Source organism: Nocardia colli, assembly GCF_008704205.1.
In the GTDB taxonomy this organism is placed as follows: domain Bacteria; phylum Actinomycetota; class Actinomycetes; order Mycobacteriales; family Mycobacteriaceae; genus Nocardia; species Nocardia colli.
The window spans coordinates 155064-172912 of record NZ_VXLC01000025.1 but is presented as its reverse complement, the minus strand read 5'-3'; the positions used below and the strand labels follow the sequence as shown (position 1 = coordinate 172912).

The following is a 17849-nucleotide window of genomic DNA, read 5'->3' as shown; positions in this document are numbered from 1 at the left end:
TTCGCGCAGGTCCTCGGGCTCGACCAGGTGGGTGCCGACGACGACTTCTTCGCCCTGGGCGGCGACAGCATCGTCTCGATCCAGTTGGTCGCCCGCGCGAAGGACCGCGGGGTGGTGTTCACACCACGGCAGGTGTTCGAGGCCCGGACGGTCGCCGCGCTGGCGCGCGTCGCCGAATCCGTCGCGCCCGCAGCGGTTCTGGCGGAGCTGCCCGGCGCTGGCGTCGGTGCGCTGCCGCTGACCGCGATCGCCCGATGGATGGTGGAGCGAGGCGAATTCGAGCGTTTCAATCAGACCCTGGTGCTCACCGCGCCGGTCGGGTTGGATCGGGCCGGCTTGACGGCGATCGTGACCGCGTTGATCGACCGGCACGACATGTTGCGGGCCCGGCTGTGGCACGACGGCCGGGACTGGCAGCTGGAGACGCGGCCGAGCGGGCTGATAGACGTCGAGTCGCTGGTGCATCCGATCGTGCTGGCCCCGGATATCGCTCCGGAGCAACGCCATCGCCGCGTGACGGCGGAGGTCGATGCCGCGCTGGGTCGACTGGATCCGGCCAACGGCGTTGTCTTGCAGGTGCTCTGGTTCGCTCCCGCGGATGCGGCGCAAGCCGGTCAGTTGATCGTCATCGCGCATCACCTTGTGGTGGACGGTGTTTCGTGGCGCATCCTGCTGCCCGACCTGATGTCGGCGTGGCAGCAGTACCGCGCCGGTGGTGTGGTGGCGATGCCTCCGGTGGGAACCTCGATGCGACGGTGGGCCCACGGCATGGTCGAGGCGGCACGATCGCCGCAGCGGGTCGCGGAATTGCCGCTGTGGCAGCAGATCGTCGACGGGCCGGACCCAGTGCTCGGTTCGCCGGTCCGCGAAGCCACAGGCGCGATACGTGCACGGCGAGTACAGATTTCGCCGGACATCACGGAGGCATTGCTGACTCGGGTGCCGGCAGCATTCCACGGTGACGTACAAGACGCACTGGTTGCGGCGCTGGCCTTGGCCGTGATGCGCTGGCGGGCCGGTAGGGGAGTGCCGGAGTCATCGACGCTGTTGCGGCTGGAAGGGCACGGACGCGAAGAACAGGCCCTCCCGGGTGCCGACCTGACCGCGACGGTCGGCTGGTTCACCACCGTGTATCCGGTTCGAATCCCGTTGGCCGGAATCGATCTCGAGGATGCCTACGCCGGTGGACCGGCGATCGAGACGGCGGTCAAGAGCACGAAGGAGCGTCTGCGCGCGATCCCCGACCACGGCATCGGCTACGGACTGCTGCGCTACCTCAACCCGGAGACCGCGCCGGCCTTGCCTGCCGGGCTGCCCGCGCAGATCGCCTTCAACTACCTCGGCCAACTGTCGCCGAACCGATCATCTACCGGGACAACCACATCCGCGTTCGCTGTCACCGACGAACTCGGCGCGCCGATCGCCGACGAGGACCTGCATATGATGGCGACGGCGGTCGTCGACATCACGGCGGCCGTAACCGACGGGCGCTTGTCGGCCACCTTCGGCTACCGCGAAGACGTGCTCGACGAAGCGGAAGTCGATGAGCTGGCCCGGTTCTGGGTCGACGCGCTGCATGCCGTCGCCGCCCGGATTCGGCAACCGCACTCCGGCGGACACACGCCCTCCGACTTCTCGTTGGTACGCGCAACCCAATCCGACATCACGACCTGGGAGGCGCGCTACCCGAGCCTGGTCGACGTATGGCCGTTGTCGCCGTTGCAGACCGGGCTGCTGTTCCACGCCCGGCTGGCCGAGTCCATGGTCGACGTCTACGCGGTGCAGCTCGCCATCACCCTGACCGGAGCAGTGGACGCCGGACGCCTGCGCCATGCCGCCGGGTTCCTGCTGGAGCGGTATCCGAATCTGCGGGTGGCGTTCGATGCCACCGCCGAGGGCGAAGGCGTGCAGATCGTCGCCGACGACGTGGTGCTGCCGTGGCGTGCGGTCGATCTGCGTGCGGAGCCCGAATCCGCGCTGGCGGAGGTGCTGGCGCGGGACAAGGCCGAGCCGTTCGACATCGAAACGGCGCCGCTGATGCGCTGCACCCTGATCACGGTGGCCGAAGGCAGGTTCACGCTGCTGCTGTCGTATCACCACGTGCTGTTCGACGGCTGGTCGATGCCGTCGCTGCTGCAAACCCTGCTGGCGGTGTATGCGGCGCCGAACGCGGCGATCGCGGAACCGGCGGGCTCGTATCGGTCCTACCTCGACTGGTTGAGCCGCCAGGATCCGGCGGAGTCGCTGCGGGTATGGCGGCACGCGCTCGACGGCGCGGAGGCGACCGTGCTGGCTCCGCACGCTGGGGCTCAGGGCGCGGCAGATCGAATGAGCTCCGTCGCAATAAAATTCGAGCACGGGCTTTCCGATCGGTTGGTCAGTGCGGCGTCATCCGCCGGGGTCACGGTGAACACCCTTTTCCAGGTCGCGTGGGCGATCGTCGTCGGGTATCTGACCGGGCGCGACGACGTCGTATTCGGCGCGACGGTGTCCGGGCGCCCCGCGGATCTGCCCGGCATCGAGTCCGCCGTGGGACTGTTCATCAACACCATCCCGGTGCGGGTCCGGCACAACTCCGGCGAGCCGATCGCCGCGGTGCTGAACCGGGTTCAGGCCGAACAGTCCGGCTTGTTGGGACATCACCACATCGGACTGTCCGATATCCATGCCGCACTGGATGTTTCGGCCATGTTCGACACGGTTCTGGTATTCGAGTCCTATCCCGTCGACGAGGCTGCGCTGGCGGCCCAGGCTGCCGCGATCGGTGGCATGAGCGTCGAGGAACTGCGCTCGAACGACTCCGCGCACTATCCCCTCGCACTGGTGGTGGTGAAGGGAGAACCGTTCCGGGCTCAGTTGCAGTACCAGCCAGGCGTATTCGCGCACGAGTGGGTGCAGAACTGTGCAGATCGGCTCGCCCGCGTGCTGGAGGCGATCACCACCGATCCGTCGGTGCCGGCAGAGTCGATCGACCTGTTGTCCTCGGCCGAGCGGGTACGACTGGTGCCGGTGCGAGGCCTTGCGGCAGAGTCGCCGCGACCGCTGGCGGACCTGCTCGTCGAAGGAGCCGCCATCGATCCGGCGGGCCTCGCGGTGGTGTCGGGTGCGCTGACGCTGAGTTTCGCCGAGCTGGACAGTTATTCGAACCAGTTGGCGCGGTTGCTGATCAGCCGCGGCATCGGGCCGGGCGACGCGGTCGCGCTGGCGATGCCCCGGGGTGCCGAGTTCCTCGTCGGGTTGTGGGCGGTGACCAAAGCCGGTGCGGCCTTCGTACCGATCGACCCGCGCCATCCGGCGGATCGGGTGGCCGGCATGATCACGGATTCCGCTGTGTGCCTTGCCCTGTCGGTGGAAGACACCGTGGGCACCGTGCCAGGCACCATCGAGCGGCTGATGCTCGACGGGCCGGATCTGCCTGCGCGCCTTGGCGAATTCTCCACGACCGCGGTCACCGACACGGTCCGGGTCCGCCCGCTGCGGCCGGACCACACCGCTTACGTGATCTATACCTCCGGGTCGACCGGCACCCCGAAGGGTGTTGTGGTCTCCCATGCCGGCTTGGCGAACTTCACTGCCGAGCAGCGCGAGCGTTACCGCGTGGGCACCGATTCCCGGATACTGGCGGTCTCCGCGCCGGGCTTCGACGCGGTGATGATGGAACTGCTGATGGCGCACCCGAACGGGGCCGCGCTGGTGGTTTCGCCGCCGGACGTCTTCGGCGGTGCGTCGCTCGCGGAAATTATTCGGCAGCAGCGGGTTTCGCATGCCTTCGTGACCACGAGCGTGCTGGCGACCATGTCGCCTGCCGGGCTGGAATCGCTGCGGGTGCTCGTCACCGGTGGCGAGCGGGTACCCGCGGAGCTGGTGGCGGCCTGGGCGCCGGATCGGGAACTGTACGTCGCGTACGGGCCGACCGAGACGGTCATCGTCACCACGATCAGCGAGGCGATGGAACCTGCCGCGCCGGTGACGCTCGGCGGGCCCATCCGTGGCGTCGAGGCCGTCGTCCTGGACGCGCGGTTACGTCCGGTGCCGGTCGGTGTGCGTGGTGAGCTGTATCTCGGCGGCATCCAGCAGGCGCGCGGCTACTCGAACCGGCCGGAGCTGACGGCCGCGTCCTTCGTCGCGAATCCGTTCGGGCTCAGCGGTTCCCGTCTGTATCGCACCGGCGACCTGGTCTGTTGGAACGAGCGCGGCGACCTGGAGTTCTTGGGACGCAACGATTTCCAGGTGAAGGTTCGCGGCCAGCGGGTCGAGCTGGGTGAGATCGAGGCGGTGCTCGCCGAACAGGCCGGGGTGACGCGAGCCGTGGTGGTGCATCACTCGAAATCCGATCGGCTCATCGGTTATCTCGTCGGCGCTGATCTCGATCCGCAGCAGGTACTGGCTGCCGCTCGGCATCGATTGCCCGCGCACATGGTTCCCGATGCGTGCTCGGTCCTGTCCGAGCTGCCGTTGACCGTCAGCGGCAAATTGGATCGCGCGGCCTTGCCGGAGCCGGAACAGGTCACCCGGGCATATCGCGCGCCGTCGACGCCGACCGAGCAGGCGGTGGCGGACGTGTTCGCCGAGTTGCTCGGGGTCGAACGGGTCGGCGCGGACGACGATTTCTTTGCGCTGGGCGGGCATTCGCTGTCGGCGATGCGCGTGACGTCGCGGGTGTCCGCGGTGGTGGGTGTCCGTATCGGGGTGCGTGATGTGTTCGAGGCGCCGACGCCCGCGCGGTTGGCGCGGGTGCTGGATGCCGGTAACGATGGCTCGACGCAGCCGGCATTGGTTGTCCAGGAGCGGCCGGAGCGGGTGCCGTTGTCGTTCGCGCAGCTGCGCATGTGGTTCATCAACCAATTCCACGGTGCGGCAGCGGCGTACACGATTCCGCTGGTGTTGCGGTTGACCGGCGAGCTGGATACCGAGGCCTTGGTCGCCGCGATCGGCGATGTGGTGGCACGGCACGAGAGCTTGCGCACGGTCTTCCCCGACGAAGACGGGACACCGTTCCAGCAGGTGCTGGCCGCGGACCGGGCCACGGTAAGTGTCGATGTGCGGTCGGTGGATCCGGCTCAGCTCGACGCTGCCGTGATCGAGTCGACCCGGCAGGCGTTCGACCTGGCGACCGACCTTCCGCTGCGAGTGACATTGCTGGACGGCGGTTCCGGTGAATTCGTGTTGACGGTGGTGATTCATCACATCGCCGCCGACGGGTGGTCCATCGCGCCGCTCGCACGGGACTTGTCGACGGCGTACGCGGCGCGCCGGTCGGGGCGGGCGCCGGAATGGGTTCCGTTGCCGGTGCAGTACGCGGACTACACGCTGTGGCAGCGTGCGACCTTGGGTGCGGAGTCCGATCCGGAGTCGACGCTCATGCGTCAGCTCGACTATTGGACAACGCATTTGGTGGGCCTGCCGGATCGGCTGGAGCTGCCTGCCGATCGGCCACGGCCGATGGTCGCCTCGCAAGCCGGCGACAGCTATTCGTTCGTGCTGGACGCGGGATTGTTCGCGCGCATAGGTGAGTTGGCGAATGCCGTTGGGGCGACGGTGTTCATGGTCGTCCACTCGGCCGTGGCACTGTTGCTGTCGCGGTTGTCCGGCGCCGGTGACATCGCGGTCGGCACGCCGATCGCGGGACGTGGTGCGGCGGCCTTGGACGAATTGGTCGGCATGTTCGTCAACACGCTGGTGTTGCGGACGCGGATCGACGAGGCCGGTTCGTTCATCGATCTGCTCGGACAGGTCCGGCAGGTGGATCTCGATGCCTTCGCCAACGCCGATATCCCGTTCGAGCGCGTGGTGGAGTCCATCGATCTGCCGCGGACCCAGGCGCACCATCCGCTGTTCCAGGTGATGCTGGCCTTCCAGAATCTCGACCTGGATCCGGACTCCGCGCAACTGCCGGGGATTCGGGTCACGCCGATGAATCTCGGTGCCAGTGTCGAACGATTCGATCTGTCCATCACCGTCGCCGACCTTCCGGACTCGAACGGCGATATCCCGGTCGTCATCGGTTATGCCTCTGAGCTGTTCGATCGGTCGACGGTCGCGGAGATGGCTTGTCGGCTGAAGCGAATCCTGCTCGCTGCGGTGGCGGATCCCGCGATCGGATTGCGTGAGTTGGATGTGCTCGATTCGGGTGAGCGGAAGTTGTTGCGGGAGTGGGGTGATGGGGGCGTAGCACCGCCTCCGATCACGCTGAACTCGATGCTCTCCCGAGTGGCTGCGGAGTTCCCGGATCGGCTCGCGGTCGTCGATGCGAACCGTCGGCTGACCTATCGGGAACTGGATCGTTGGTCGAACCGGTGCGCACGGATGCTGATCGAGCGGGGTGCAGGTCCGGAAACAGTTGTAGCGATTGCGCTTCCGCGCTCGGCGGATTGGGTGCGGGTGGTATGGGCGGTGGCGAAGACCGGTGCCGCCTTCGTGTCCGTGGATCCGACCCACCTGTGGGAACGGAACCGGTTCGTCCTCACCGACGTCGCTGCGACGGTAGTGCTTGCCGACAGCGGAAACTCGGACGGCACAACTGGATTGGGTACGGCGGAGTTGAACGAAGCCGGGATTTCGGTGATCGATCCGGATCGGCTCGATCTGCGCGAGTACAGCGACGCGCCGCTGACCGATGGCGATCGTCGCGGTGCCGTGCGGCCGAGCAATACCGCCTACATCGTGTACACCTCGGGGACGACCGGTAAGCCGAAGGGTGTCACCGTCACCCATGACGGGCTGGCCGCCGTCACTACGGCGCAGTGTCAGCAGTTCGGTCTCGATGTGGATTCCCGCGTATTGGTCGTCGCCGCACGAACATTCGATGCGGCCGTGTTCGAATTGCTGGCGGTTGTGTCGGTCGGTGCGGCGTTGATCGTCGCCGACAGGGATGTTTTCGCCGGAGCGCTGCTGACAGAGTTGATGCAGGCCGAGAGTGTCACGCATGCGTGTCTGACTCCGGCAGTGGCGGCCACGTTGGATGCGGCGCAGCTGAATGATCTGCGCGTGTTGATGGTCGCCGGGGAAGCGTGCCCGGCGGCGCTGGTGCGGCAATGGTCCGGCACCGATGCCGCCGGAGCTCGTAGCTTGCACAACTTGTACGGGCCGAGCGAGGCCACGATCTGGGTGACCGCGACCGAACTGCTTGTGGACGAACCGGTTTCGTTGGGCGGGCCGATTTCCGGAGTCCGTGTGGCGGTGTTGGACGCATGGCTGCGTCCGGTACCGGCAGGCGTGGTGGGGGAGTTGTACACCGCCGGTCCGGGTGTGGCGCGCGGATACCTCGACCGGGCGGGGTTGACGGCCGGTTCGTTCGTGGCCGATCCGTTCGGGCCTGCCGGGTCGAGGATGTATCGCACAGGAGATCTGGTCCGGTGGACCAAGGGTGAGCGTCCGGCGTTGATGTTCGCCGGTCGCGCCGATCGCCAGGTCAAGATTCGGGCCCAGCGCCTCGAACTCGGCGAGATCGAAACCGCATTGACGCAGCTGGACGAGGTTCGGGACGCGGTGGTCGTCACGCATACCGGCCCGGAGTCGAGCGGGACAGTGCGATTGGCTGCCTACGTCACCCCGGCACCCGGACAGGTGCCCGACCCCGTGGCGGTCCGGCATGCCATTGCGCAACGACTGCCGTCGTTCATGGTCCCCGACACCGTCACCGTGCTGGCAGAACTGCCGCTGACCTCGACCGGCAAAGTGGATCGGCGCGCGTTGCCCGCTCCGGACCGGGTGGCAGTGCCGTATCGGGCTGCCTCGACGCCGTTCGAGGAGATGGTGGTTTCGGTGTTCGCCGAGGTGCTCGGCGTGGACCGGGTCGGCGTCGACGACGATTTCTTCGCACTGGGCGGGCATTCGCTGTCGGCGACGCGGGTGGCGTCCCGGGTATCCGCGGTGGCCGGCACCGAGGTGGGCGTGCGGGATGTGTTCGACGCGCCCTCCGCGGCCCAGCTGGCGCGGGTGCTCGCCGAGCGCTCGGACGCCGGCGACGACCCGGTGCGGTCGAAGCTTGTGGTTCGCGACCGGCCCGAGTATCTGCCACTGTCGTTCGCGCAGTGGCGGATGTGGTTCATCAACCGGCTCGAACCGGACTCGCCGGCCTACAACATCCCCCTCGTGCTGCGGTTGACCGGCGAGTTGGATATCGAGGCGATGACCGCTGCCATCGGTGATCTGGTAGCGCGGCACGAGACGCTGCGCACGGTCTTCCCGGACCGGGACGGGAGTCCCTACCAGCGGATCGTGCCGGTGGCCGAGGCGACCGCCACGGTCGAGGTGCGGACCGTCGACGCGGCCGGGGTGGAGCATGCGGTGCTGCCGCTCGTGCGGCGTGGGTTCGATCTGTCGACGGTGCCGCCGTTGCGGGTTACATTGCTGGACAACGGTTCCGGCGAGTACATCCTGGTGCTGGTCCTGCATCACATCGCGGCGGACGGTTGGTCCTTGGCACCGTTGGCACAGGATCTGTCGCTGGCGTATTCGGCGCGGCGGGCGGGGCGGTTCCCGGATTGGATTCCGTTGCCGGTGCAGTATGCCGACTACGCGCTGTGGCAGCGTGCGGTTCTGGGGTCGGAGGCCGACCCGGAGAGCGTGTCGGCGCGGCAGGCCGGGTATTGGACCGGGCAGTTGGCTGGCTTGCCGGATCGGCTGGAGTTGCCTGCCGACCGGACGCGGCCCGCGGTGGCCTCGCATCGCGGCGGCACGTATTCGTTTGCGGTAGAAGCGGATACGGCGGCCGGGCTGCATCGAATCGCGCGCGCACACCACGCGACCGTGTTCATGGTGATGCATGCGGCGCTGGCGGTGGTGCTGTCGCGGCTGTCGGGGAGCGGCGATATCGCGGTCGGTACGCCGATCGCGGGGCGCGGTGCCGCGGCGTTGGACGGGCTGGTCGGCATGTTCGTCAACACCTTGGTGTTGCGTACCCGGGTCGATGACGCCGCCTCGTTCGGTGATCTGCTGGACGAGTGCCGCCGGGTCGATCTGGAAGCGTTCGCGCACGCCGATATTCCGTTCGAGCGCGTGGTGGAAGTGGTCGATCCGCCCCGGACCCAGGCGCATCATCCGCTGTTCCAGGTGATGCTGGCGTTCCAGAACCTCGACCTCGTTCCTTCGGACGCGCTGTTGCCAGGGATTCGTTGCACGCCAATGGATCTCGGCAGCGGGGTGGAACGATTCGATCTCACCGTCACGGTGTCCGATACGCCGGACGCGGATGGCGGCCTGCTGGTCGGGGTGAGCTATGCCCTCGATCTTTTCGATCAGGGGACGATCGCCGCGATGAGCCGGCGGTTGCAGCGCGTCATCGGCGCGGTGGTTGCCGATGATGCGATGGGATTGCGGGATATCGAGGTGCTCGATTCGGGCGAACGACTGTTGTTGTCGGAGTGGGGTGATGGTGGGGTGGGCCCGGAGCAGGCTGTTTTGGCCGAGATGCTGGGTCGAACCGCCGCCGAGCACGGGGACCGGCCGGCGGTCGTAGAATCCGGTCGCGCGTGGACCTATCGGGAACTGGATGAGTGGTCGAATCGCTGTGCGCGACTGCTGATCGTGTCGGGTGCCGGGCCGGAATCCGTTGTTGCGATAGCGATTCCACGGTCAGCGGAGTGGGTGCGCGCGGTGTGGGCGGTTGCCAAGACCGGTGCTGCGTTCGTGTCCATCGATCCCGCGCATCCTGTCGAGCGTAATCGGTTCATTCTCGCCGATTGCGCTGCTGGCATCGTGCTCACCAGTGGTGAAATCGTGTCGTGGGGAACCGATTCGGATCGCGACCGGATGGACGGTGCCGGGATCTCGGTGATCGACCTAGATCGGGTCGACCTTTCCCGTTACAGCGCAACACCGGTCAACGACAGCGACAGAGGTGGGACGGTACGGCCAGTCAACACCGCCTACGTCGTCTACACCTCAGGGTCGACCGGTACGCCGAAGGGAGTGGCAGTTACCCATGCCGGGTTGGCAGCCGTTGCCGCTGTCCAGCGTTCGCGACATCAGCTGACTCACGACTCGCGTGTACTGGCAGTTGCTGCGCGCACTTTCGACGCCGCAATGTTGGAGCTGCTGCTGGCGGTACCAGCTGGCGCGGTCTTGGTCGTCGCTCCGGACTATGTCTTCGCCGGGGAACCGTTGGCGGAGTTGATCCGTGGTGAGCGCATCACACACGCATTCCTGTCGCCGGCGGTCGGCCTTTCGATCGATCCAGACGGGCTGGATGACCTGCGAGTGGTCCTCACCGGGGCCGAGGCCTGTCCGCCGGAGTTGGTGCGCCGATGGTCGGGCACGGACGCCGCCGGTGTCCGCAAGCTGCACAACCTGTACGGGCCGAGTGAGTGCACGATCTGGATGACCGGTACGCAATTGGACGTCGGTGATCCGGTGTCGGTGGGTGGTCCGATTCCCGGAGTGCGGTTGGTGGTGCTGGATTCATCGCTGCGGCCGGTACCGGCGGGGACGGTCGGCGAGTTGTACGCGGCCGGCGCCGGTGTGGCGCGCGGATATCTGAACCGGATGGGATTGTCCGCGACGACCTTCGTGGCCGATCCCTTCGGAGCGCCGGGCGCGCGGATGTACCGCACCGGAGATCTGGTGCGGTGGACGGCCGATGGTGCGCTGATGTTCTTGGGCCGCAACGATTTCCAGGTCAAGATTCGCGGCCAGCGCCTGGAGCTCGGCGAAATCGAAACGGCGCTGGCAGGTTTGGCCGAGGTGCAGCAGGCGGTAGTTACCGTCCACGACCTCGGGTCGGCCCGCGGTTCGCGATTGGCCGCCTATGTCACCGCCGCGCCGTCGTGCGGCCTCGATTCGGCAGCTATCCGGCAGACGGTGGCGCAACGGTTGCCGTCGTACATGGTTCCCGACACCGTCACCGTACTCGATGCGTTGCCGCTGACCGTGAACGGAAAGGTTGATCGCCGTGCGCTTCCTGCCCCGGAGCGGGCGGTCACGACCTATCGAGCGCCCTCGACTCCGCTCGAGGAAATCGTGGTCGCGGTGTTCGCGGAGGTGCTGGGAGTAGAGCGGGTAGGTGTCGACGATGACTTCTTCACGTTGGGCGGAACCTCGGTCGTCGCAATGAAGTTGGTGTCCCACCTCCGTACCCGCACCGGGACGGCAGTTCCCTATCGACTGCTGTTCGCCGACTCGACACCGGCGTCACTCGCGAGATACCTGGAGAAGCCATCCGAGCTGGGCGTGTCCCTCGGCGTCCTGTCACCCCTGCGTTCGGCGGGCGATAAAGCCCCGCTGTTCTGCGTCCATCCGGGCGGCGGCCTCGCGTGGGTCTATGGCGCACTCGCAGGCCACTTGGACCCGGATCGCCCTGTCTACGGTTTGCAGGACCCCTACATCGTCGAAGACGGACCGCGGCTGGCGTCGGTGGACGCCTACGCCGAGCGCTACGTCGAGGAGATCCGGAAAGCCTTCCCCAACAACACCATTCACCTGCTCGGCTGGTCGCTCGGCGGAAAGATCGCCCACGCCATGGCCGCCCGACTGCAACAACTCGGCCACCCGACCGGACTCCTCGCCCTCGTCGACACCGGCATCGCGGAAAACCTCGAACACCTCCCCGAATCCGCCCCCGACGATGACCGCCGGGCACTCGCCGAATTCCTCCGCGGCTGGCGAGATTTCCTCGGCCTGCCCGACGACCAGCAAATCGACGACCCAACCGAACTGTTCCCCCTCCTCGCCGAACGCCTCACCAGCGAAGGCATCCTCACCCCCCAGCAAATAGAACGAGTAACCGAAAGCTTCATGACCCCCGTCCCCCACACCCCACCCCACTACACCGGCCCCGCCGCCCTTTTCATAGCCACCCGCGAGCCCTACCGAGACCAGCTCGCCGCAACCTGGCAAAACCACATCACCGGCCCCATCCACGAATACCCGATCGACGAATGGCACACCGGCATGATGAACCCAGAAGGCGCCGCCCAAATCGGCCCCACCCTGAACACGCTGCTCCGAGAACGCGATAAGAAGATGTGACAGGTGAGATGCGACCGATCAGCGGCGATCCACGACCTTCGCCGCTGATCGAACCGCCCAATCAACCGATGGCGAGGGAGAATATGGAGTCCAGTGAGCGCCGCCGCAGGGCACGCGATAGGCCGGTCCGGACGCAGGAGCAGATCGATCGGCTCACGCGGTTGAACGAGGGGTCGCGAAGTCTGTTGGACCGGCTGGCGGATCGGCTGGGGCCGGAAACGCTTGCCCAGTATCGGACGTATAGCGATGTCGGGGAGTGGGGGGAGTTGGTTGATGGGCTGTGTGCGAGCCTGGTTAAGCGGCGGATCGCGATTAGCCCGGCCGAGCGGGATAGCTTGGCCGAGTTGATGGCGATGTTCGAGAACCGCGAAGGTTATGTGTATCTCAGTGATCCTGAGGGAGTTCTGTCGAGGCTCGTTGTTGCCTCTGAATGATTGACCTTCGGCCGTGGTGGGTTCGGGGGAATCAGTTGGCGGCCAGTGTGCGGAGTTGGAAGCGGGCTAGTTTGCCGGTTGAGGTGGTGGGGAGGGATTCGACTATTTCGATTCTGTTGGGGCGCTTGAAAGGGGCGAGGTCGGTGCGCAGGGCGGACATTACGGCGCTGCGGAGGGTGGGGGAGTCGGGGGCGGCGGGTACTACGTAGGCGACTGCTTCGTCTAGTCCGTCGGCGTTGTGGGCGGCGATTACGGCGCAGTCGGCGACGCCGGGGACGGCTTGGATGACGGTTTCTATTTCGCCGGGGGCGACCTTGTGGCCGCCGAGGTTGAGCATGTCGTCGGTTCGGGCCAGGTATCGGATCGAGCCTTCGCTGGATATCTGGGCGATATCGCCGGTGTAGACGCCGCCGTCGGCGAAGGTTCGCCGTTCGGCGTCCGGTCGATTGAGGTAGCCGGCGGCGACGGTGGGGCCCGCTATGTGCAATCTGCCCTCGGTATCGTCCGGGAGCACCTGACCGTCATCGCCGCGGACCGTGGCGACCGCGCCGGGAACCGCGCAGCCCGTTGCTCCGGGTTCGGAGCGGTCGGTGGTGGCGATCACGATGTGCAGGGCTTCGGTCGCGCCGAGGCCGTTGAGCACGGGGACTCCTAGTAGCAGCTCGGTTGCCTCGATCAGCTCCGCCGGGCAACGTTCGCCGGCCGTAATGGCAAGCCGCAGAGCGTGATTACTCGTCTCGCCAGCGCTGAAGATGCGGGGGAGTGCCGCATAGATGCGCGGCACCGAGCACAGGACGGTGGGCTGGTGGGTGCGGATCGCGCTCGCGACGACATAGGCGTCGATACCGCCGCGCAACAGGACCGTGCACGCACCCGCGGTCAACGGAAGCAGCACGGAATTCCCGAAGCCGTACCCGAATGACAGCTTGGCCGTGGACAAAACGGTGTCCGAAGGATCGAGGGCGAGAATTTGCCCGAACCCGGCCGACACCTCCAACAGCGCCGCGGCGGAATGCAGCACGCCTTTCGCGAGACCGGTACTCCCCGAGGTGTATTGCACCAATGCTTCTTGCCTGCCGGACGACCGCGCACAGGCAAGCAGTTCACCGACCTGTCCCGCGGCCGCACTCGCGAGGTCATCCACCACGAGCGCACTGTCGAACTGTTCGAGCCCGGACAGTAAGGCAGCGAGACTCGTTCGCTTTCCCGACGGCACATCCAAGTAGACAAATGCCGCAGAACTGTCCTCGGCGATGAACCCGATTTCCTTCTCGGTCAGGTACGGGCTGACCGGCACGGGAATGCAGCCGTACCACCACAATCCGATGATCGCGGTGACCGCCGTCGCGGAATCATCGGCGACCACGAGGCACCGCGACCCGGAACGGATGCCCCTCGCCGCCAGCCGAGCGGCGAACAGTCCGGCCGCGTGATAGAGCTGCTGATAGCTCACCTTGCCGAGATCGGCGTCGATGTAGGAAATCCGATCCCCGTGCCCGGCGACCACATGCTTACCGACGAACGATTCGACCAGATCTATCGTTTCCGGCATCACGACCGCTTCCCGTCGAACGAACTCACGACGCGAGTCGCATCACCGAGGCTCATAATGGCGGCCGACTGCTCCGGATCGAGCTGGATGTCGAACTCCTTCTCGAGCCGAGCCAGGATTTCCGCTTTGTCGAGCGAGTTGGCGGCCAGATCGTCGTACAGGTCCGCGCCCTTGTCGATCTGCGTATCGGCGATCTCCAGGACCTCGGACATTATCTTTCGCACACGGCTTTCCGTAGCCAGTTCATTCGGCGAAGACATGGGGGGATCCTTTCGATCGGGTACAGCGAGTTTCGAGGTCTGGTCGTGCACCAGGGCCGCCAGCCGGTCCAGACCGATATCGATCTGCTGGGTGGTGAGCGAGCTACAGGACAACCGCAACTGGTTCAGGGCCACATCGCGAGCGAAGAAGTGGCACATAGGCGTCCACAGCACCCCGTAGTGTTCGGCGGACCGTTCGAGCAGTTCGTCGTCGACCGGAAATCCGACGTCCACGACGACGAAGAAGCCACCCTGCGGAATGTTCCAGCGCACCTGGGAACCGGCGAATCTGGCGGTCAATCCGTCCAGCAGGTGATGCAAGTTGCGGCGGTACAGCTTGATCTCCGCGGCATTCGCCCGAACCATGCTGCCATCGTTCTCCAGCAGTTTGCCGCCGATGACCGCCTGCGCGATCGGTGAGGTGTTCACCGTCAGCATGCTCTTGATCTTGGCCAGTTGATCGGCGAGCAATCCCACGGACTGCCCGCCGGCGGTGACCGGCTGGTCCGCGACGACGTACCCCACCCGGGCGCCGGGCAGACCGGTCTTCGCAAACGATCCGAGATAGACGACCCGGTTCCGCGTATCCAGCGCTTTGAGCGTGGGAACGTGCGCAGCGTCGGTCGCATGGAACAGCCCGTACGGATTGTCTTCCAGCACAAGCAGATCCAGCCCTTCGGCCGCATCCAGCAACTCTCGCCGGGTCTCCGGATCGAGGCTGATCCCACTCGGATTGGAGAAATCGGGAACCAGATACAGCGCTCGCGGTCGCTGCCCGGCCTGCTTCGCCGCCCGCACCTGAGCGCGCAGATCGGCGAGATCGACCCCGCGCTCGCCACCGGCCACCGGCAGCACCGGCATATCGACCAGCCGGGCCGCCCCGGTGAATCCGACATAGGTGGGCGCAACCGCCAACGCCACATCCCGCTCGTCACCGCGCAGCGCGCGCAACACCAGGACCATGGCTTCCTGGCAACCGACCGTGACGACGATCGACTCCGGATCGACGTCGATCCCCTCGTCCAGCCGCAGCTGCTCGGCAATCAGTTCGTGCACAATCCCTTTGGTGCGTCCGTACTGGAACAGCGTCCGCCGGATCTGCTCCTCGGAATACCCACGCCGCTCCCGCAGATAGCGGCAGTAGGTGTCGAGATAGCGTGGTACGGAGTCGATCTCGAACAACCCCTCGAACGGGCGCCCGGGCGCGAAGGACACGGCATCGGGGAACCGGTTGACCACCTCGTTGAGGAAGTTCATCGTCTCCAGCGCGGGATCGGTCAGCACCGGGTGCAGGCCGTCGAGACGGAGTTCGGTCATCGGGACAGCACACCCTTCCGCGGATTCGCATGACGCAGCGCGGCCGCCGCGGCGAGATCGGGACATCCGGTGAGCCGCATCGCGGTGTGCAACTCCGCCCGCAGCATCGACAGCGTCGCGCTGACCCCGATCTCTCCGGCGACGCCCAGCCCCCACAGCACCGGCCGGCCGAGCAGGACCGCCCGGGCGCCGATGGCCAGTGCCCGGAGCACGTCGGTGCCACTGCGAATCCCGCTGTCCAGCAGCACATTGCATCGATCACCGACCGCCGCGCAGATGTCCGGCAGCGCGTCGATGCTGGGAATCGCGCCGTCGAGCTGGCGGCCGCCGTGATTGGACACGACGATCGACTCGACGCCGTGCTGCACCGCCAGCGCCGCATCGCGCGGGTCGAGCACCCCTTTGAGCATGATCGGCAACTTGGTGTTCGACCGCAGCCATTCCAGGCCCGCCCAGTTCAGCCCGGGGTCGAAGAGTTCACTGGTGTGCGCCGCCACCGCGGAGTTGTCGGCCGATCCGGCGTGCGCGAGGCGGGTGGTCGCCTCGGGCAGTTGGACCGCTCGAATGCCGTCGGGCAGGGCGAAGCCGTTGCGAATGTCCCGGAGACGGCGGCCCATCTCCGGGACGTCGACGGTGAGGATCAGGCCCGAACATCCGGCGTATTCGGCGCGATGCAGCAGGTCGAGCATCAGGCCGCGATCGCGCAGCCAGTAAAGCTGGAACCAGGTATCGACGCCGGTCTCGGCGATCTGCTCCACCGCGACGGTGCTGAGCATGGTTGCGGTGAACGGGATTCCGGCCGTCGCGGCGGCGCGCGCGGCGGCAAGTTCGCCGTCGGGATGCAGCAGTCGCTGGTAGGCCATCGGCGCCACGGCGACCGGCATGGCCGACTCGCGCCCGAACAGCGTTGTGCGGCAGTCCGGTTGGGTCACGTCGACCAGGACGCGAGGAACCAGCTGCACCGCGTCGAAGGCGGTTCGATTGGCGGCGACGGTCACCTCGTCGCCGCTGCCGCCGTCGATGAAGTCCCACACCGGTGTCGGCAGTTGCTGTTCGGCGAGGCGCCGAAGACCGGCGATCGAGTGGGCCGAGGTCACGTCGGTCATCGGGTCGGTGCGCGGTGATTCGCGTGGTCGAGTTCGACGGCCGTATACAACGCTTTGATGTTGCCGCTACCGAAGGTTCGCGCACCGCGGCGCTGGATGATCTCGGCGAAGTAGGTGCCGCGCGGGTGGGTCGAGCGGGTGAAGATCTGGAAGAGCTGCCCGTCGTGATCCTCGTCCACGAGAATGTCCAGGGCCTGCAACTCGGGCACGGTGTAGGCGTCGGGTTCCAGGCGATCGACCAGGAGCGTGTAATACGTGGCCGGCGTTTGCAGGCAGGCGACGCCACGATCACGCAGTGCGGCAACGGAAGTCAGGATGTTGTCGGTGCTGAAGGCGAGATGCTGGACGCCGGGGCCACCGTGGTCGCGCAGGAAGTTGTTGACCTGCCCCGGTGCGTCCGCGCCGTCGGGTGCGACGAACACCAAAGTGACGGTGCCGGAGTCGTTTTGCACCACCGTCGACAACATCGTCTGCTCGCCGATGACCACGCGCTCCTCGTAGATGGCGCGGAAGCCCAGCACCTGCCGGTAGAACTCGACGGTCGACTCGAGCCGGCCGGATTCCACGCAGACGGCGACGTGATCCAGGGTCGACAGCCGGGTGTTCGTCTCGGAGCGGTCGAGCGGCGGGACGGTGCGCAGGCCCGGGGGCAGGCGATGCGCGGTGGCCGGGCCGTGCTGGACAAAGGTGTGCAGCACATCTCCGAACGCGCCGATGGTCGCGGTCACCGCGCCGGTGTCGTGCCGCACGACCGGCTCGAGTACCGGGCGGGCCCCGCGCTCGACGGCGGCCTCGAAGGCGGCGTGGGCATCGGCGGTGACCAGCGCGATATCGGCGACACCGGTCCCGTGCACGGCGACGTAGTCGGTGGCCGGGTGGTCATTGCTGTAGCCCTCGGTCAGCACGACGGTGATATCGCGCTGACGCAGCGCCACCGAACCGCTGTCCACGCTCGTGCGGGCCGGATCGGTGACGCCCGCGACGGTAAAGCCGTAGCCGTCAACCAGTTCCGCGGTATGCGCGGTGAGATCGTCCACATAGAATTCGACATGGTTTACCGCCAGCCCGGTCAGGGCCGCTGGCAACGTGTCGTCCATTACGTATCTCCTTGCAGTGGTGCGGATGTCAGCGCGGCGCCGGCCCCTTGGCTGAACGGACCGAGGATTCCTTCGTGACTCGGTGAACGAATTCGGTGGTCAGGTAAGTGAATTCG

The 17849-nt window shown here is 66.6% G+C and carries 6 protein-coding genes; 2 read left to right on the top strand and 4 right to left on the bottom strand.

Annotation, left to right across the window (positions count from 1 at the left end; all coding sequences use genetic code 11):
* Window positions 1-11967 (top strand): non-ribosomal peptide synthetase (locus F3087_RS37310; protein ID WP_150406838.1); only part of this gene is annotated, 11967 nt, incomplete at its 5' end.
* A gap of 8 nt (window positions 11968-11975) precedes the next feature.
* Entirely contained in the window at window positions 11976-12401 is a 426-nt protein-coding gene (locus F3087_RS37305; protein ID WP_150406837.1) for a hypothetical protein, read from the top strand.
* 31 nt (window positions 12402-12432) lie between these two features.
* On the opposite strand, the gene F3087_RS37300 is transcribed toward F3087_RS37305, so the two are convergent.
* Genes F3087_RS37300 through hppD form a run of 4 tightly spaced genes read right to left on the bottom strand, consistent with a single transcriptional unit; the run spans window position 12433 to window position 17733 of the window.
* Window positions 12433-13953, bottom strand: coding sequence for an AMP-binding protein (locus F3087_RS37300; protein WP_150406836.1), 1521 nt, complete (start codon window positions 13951-13953; stop codon window positions 12433-12435).
* Window positions 13953-15530, bottom strand: coding sequence for an aminotransferase class I/II-fold pyridoxal phosphate-dependent enzyme (locus F3087_RS37295; protein ID WP_150406835.1), 1578 nt, complete (start codon window positions 15528-15530; stop codon window positions 13953-13955). The genes F3087_RS37300 and F3087_RS37295 overlap by 1 nt, the downstream gene beginning before the upstream one ends.
* Window positions 15527-16636, bottom strand: coding sequence for an alpha-hydroxy acid oxidase (locus F3087_RS37290; protein ID WP_150406834.1), 1110 nt, complete (start codon window positions 16634-16636; stop codon window positions 15527-15529). Before F3087_RS37290 ends, F3087_RS37295 begins: the two co-directional genes overlap by 4 nt.
* The gene (hppD, locus tag F3087_RS37285; protein WP_150406833.1) at window positions 16633-17733 is read right to left on the bottom strand and encodes a 4-hydroxyphenylpyruvate dioxygenase; all 1101 of its coding nucleotides are present in this window, start codon (window positions 17731-17733) and stop codon (window positions 16633-16635) included. The genes F3087_RS37290 and hppD overlap by 4 nt, the downstream gene beginning before the upstream one ends.
* Window positions 17734-17849: the final 116 nt, after the last annotated feature.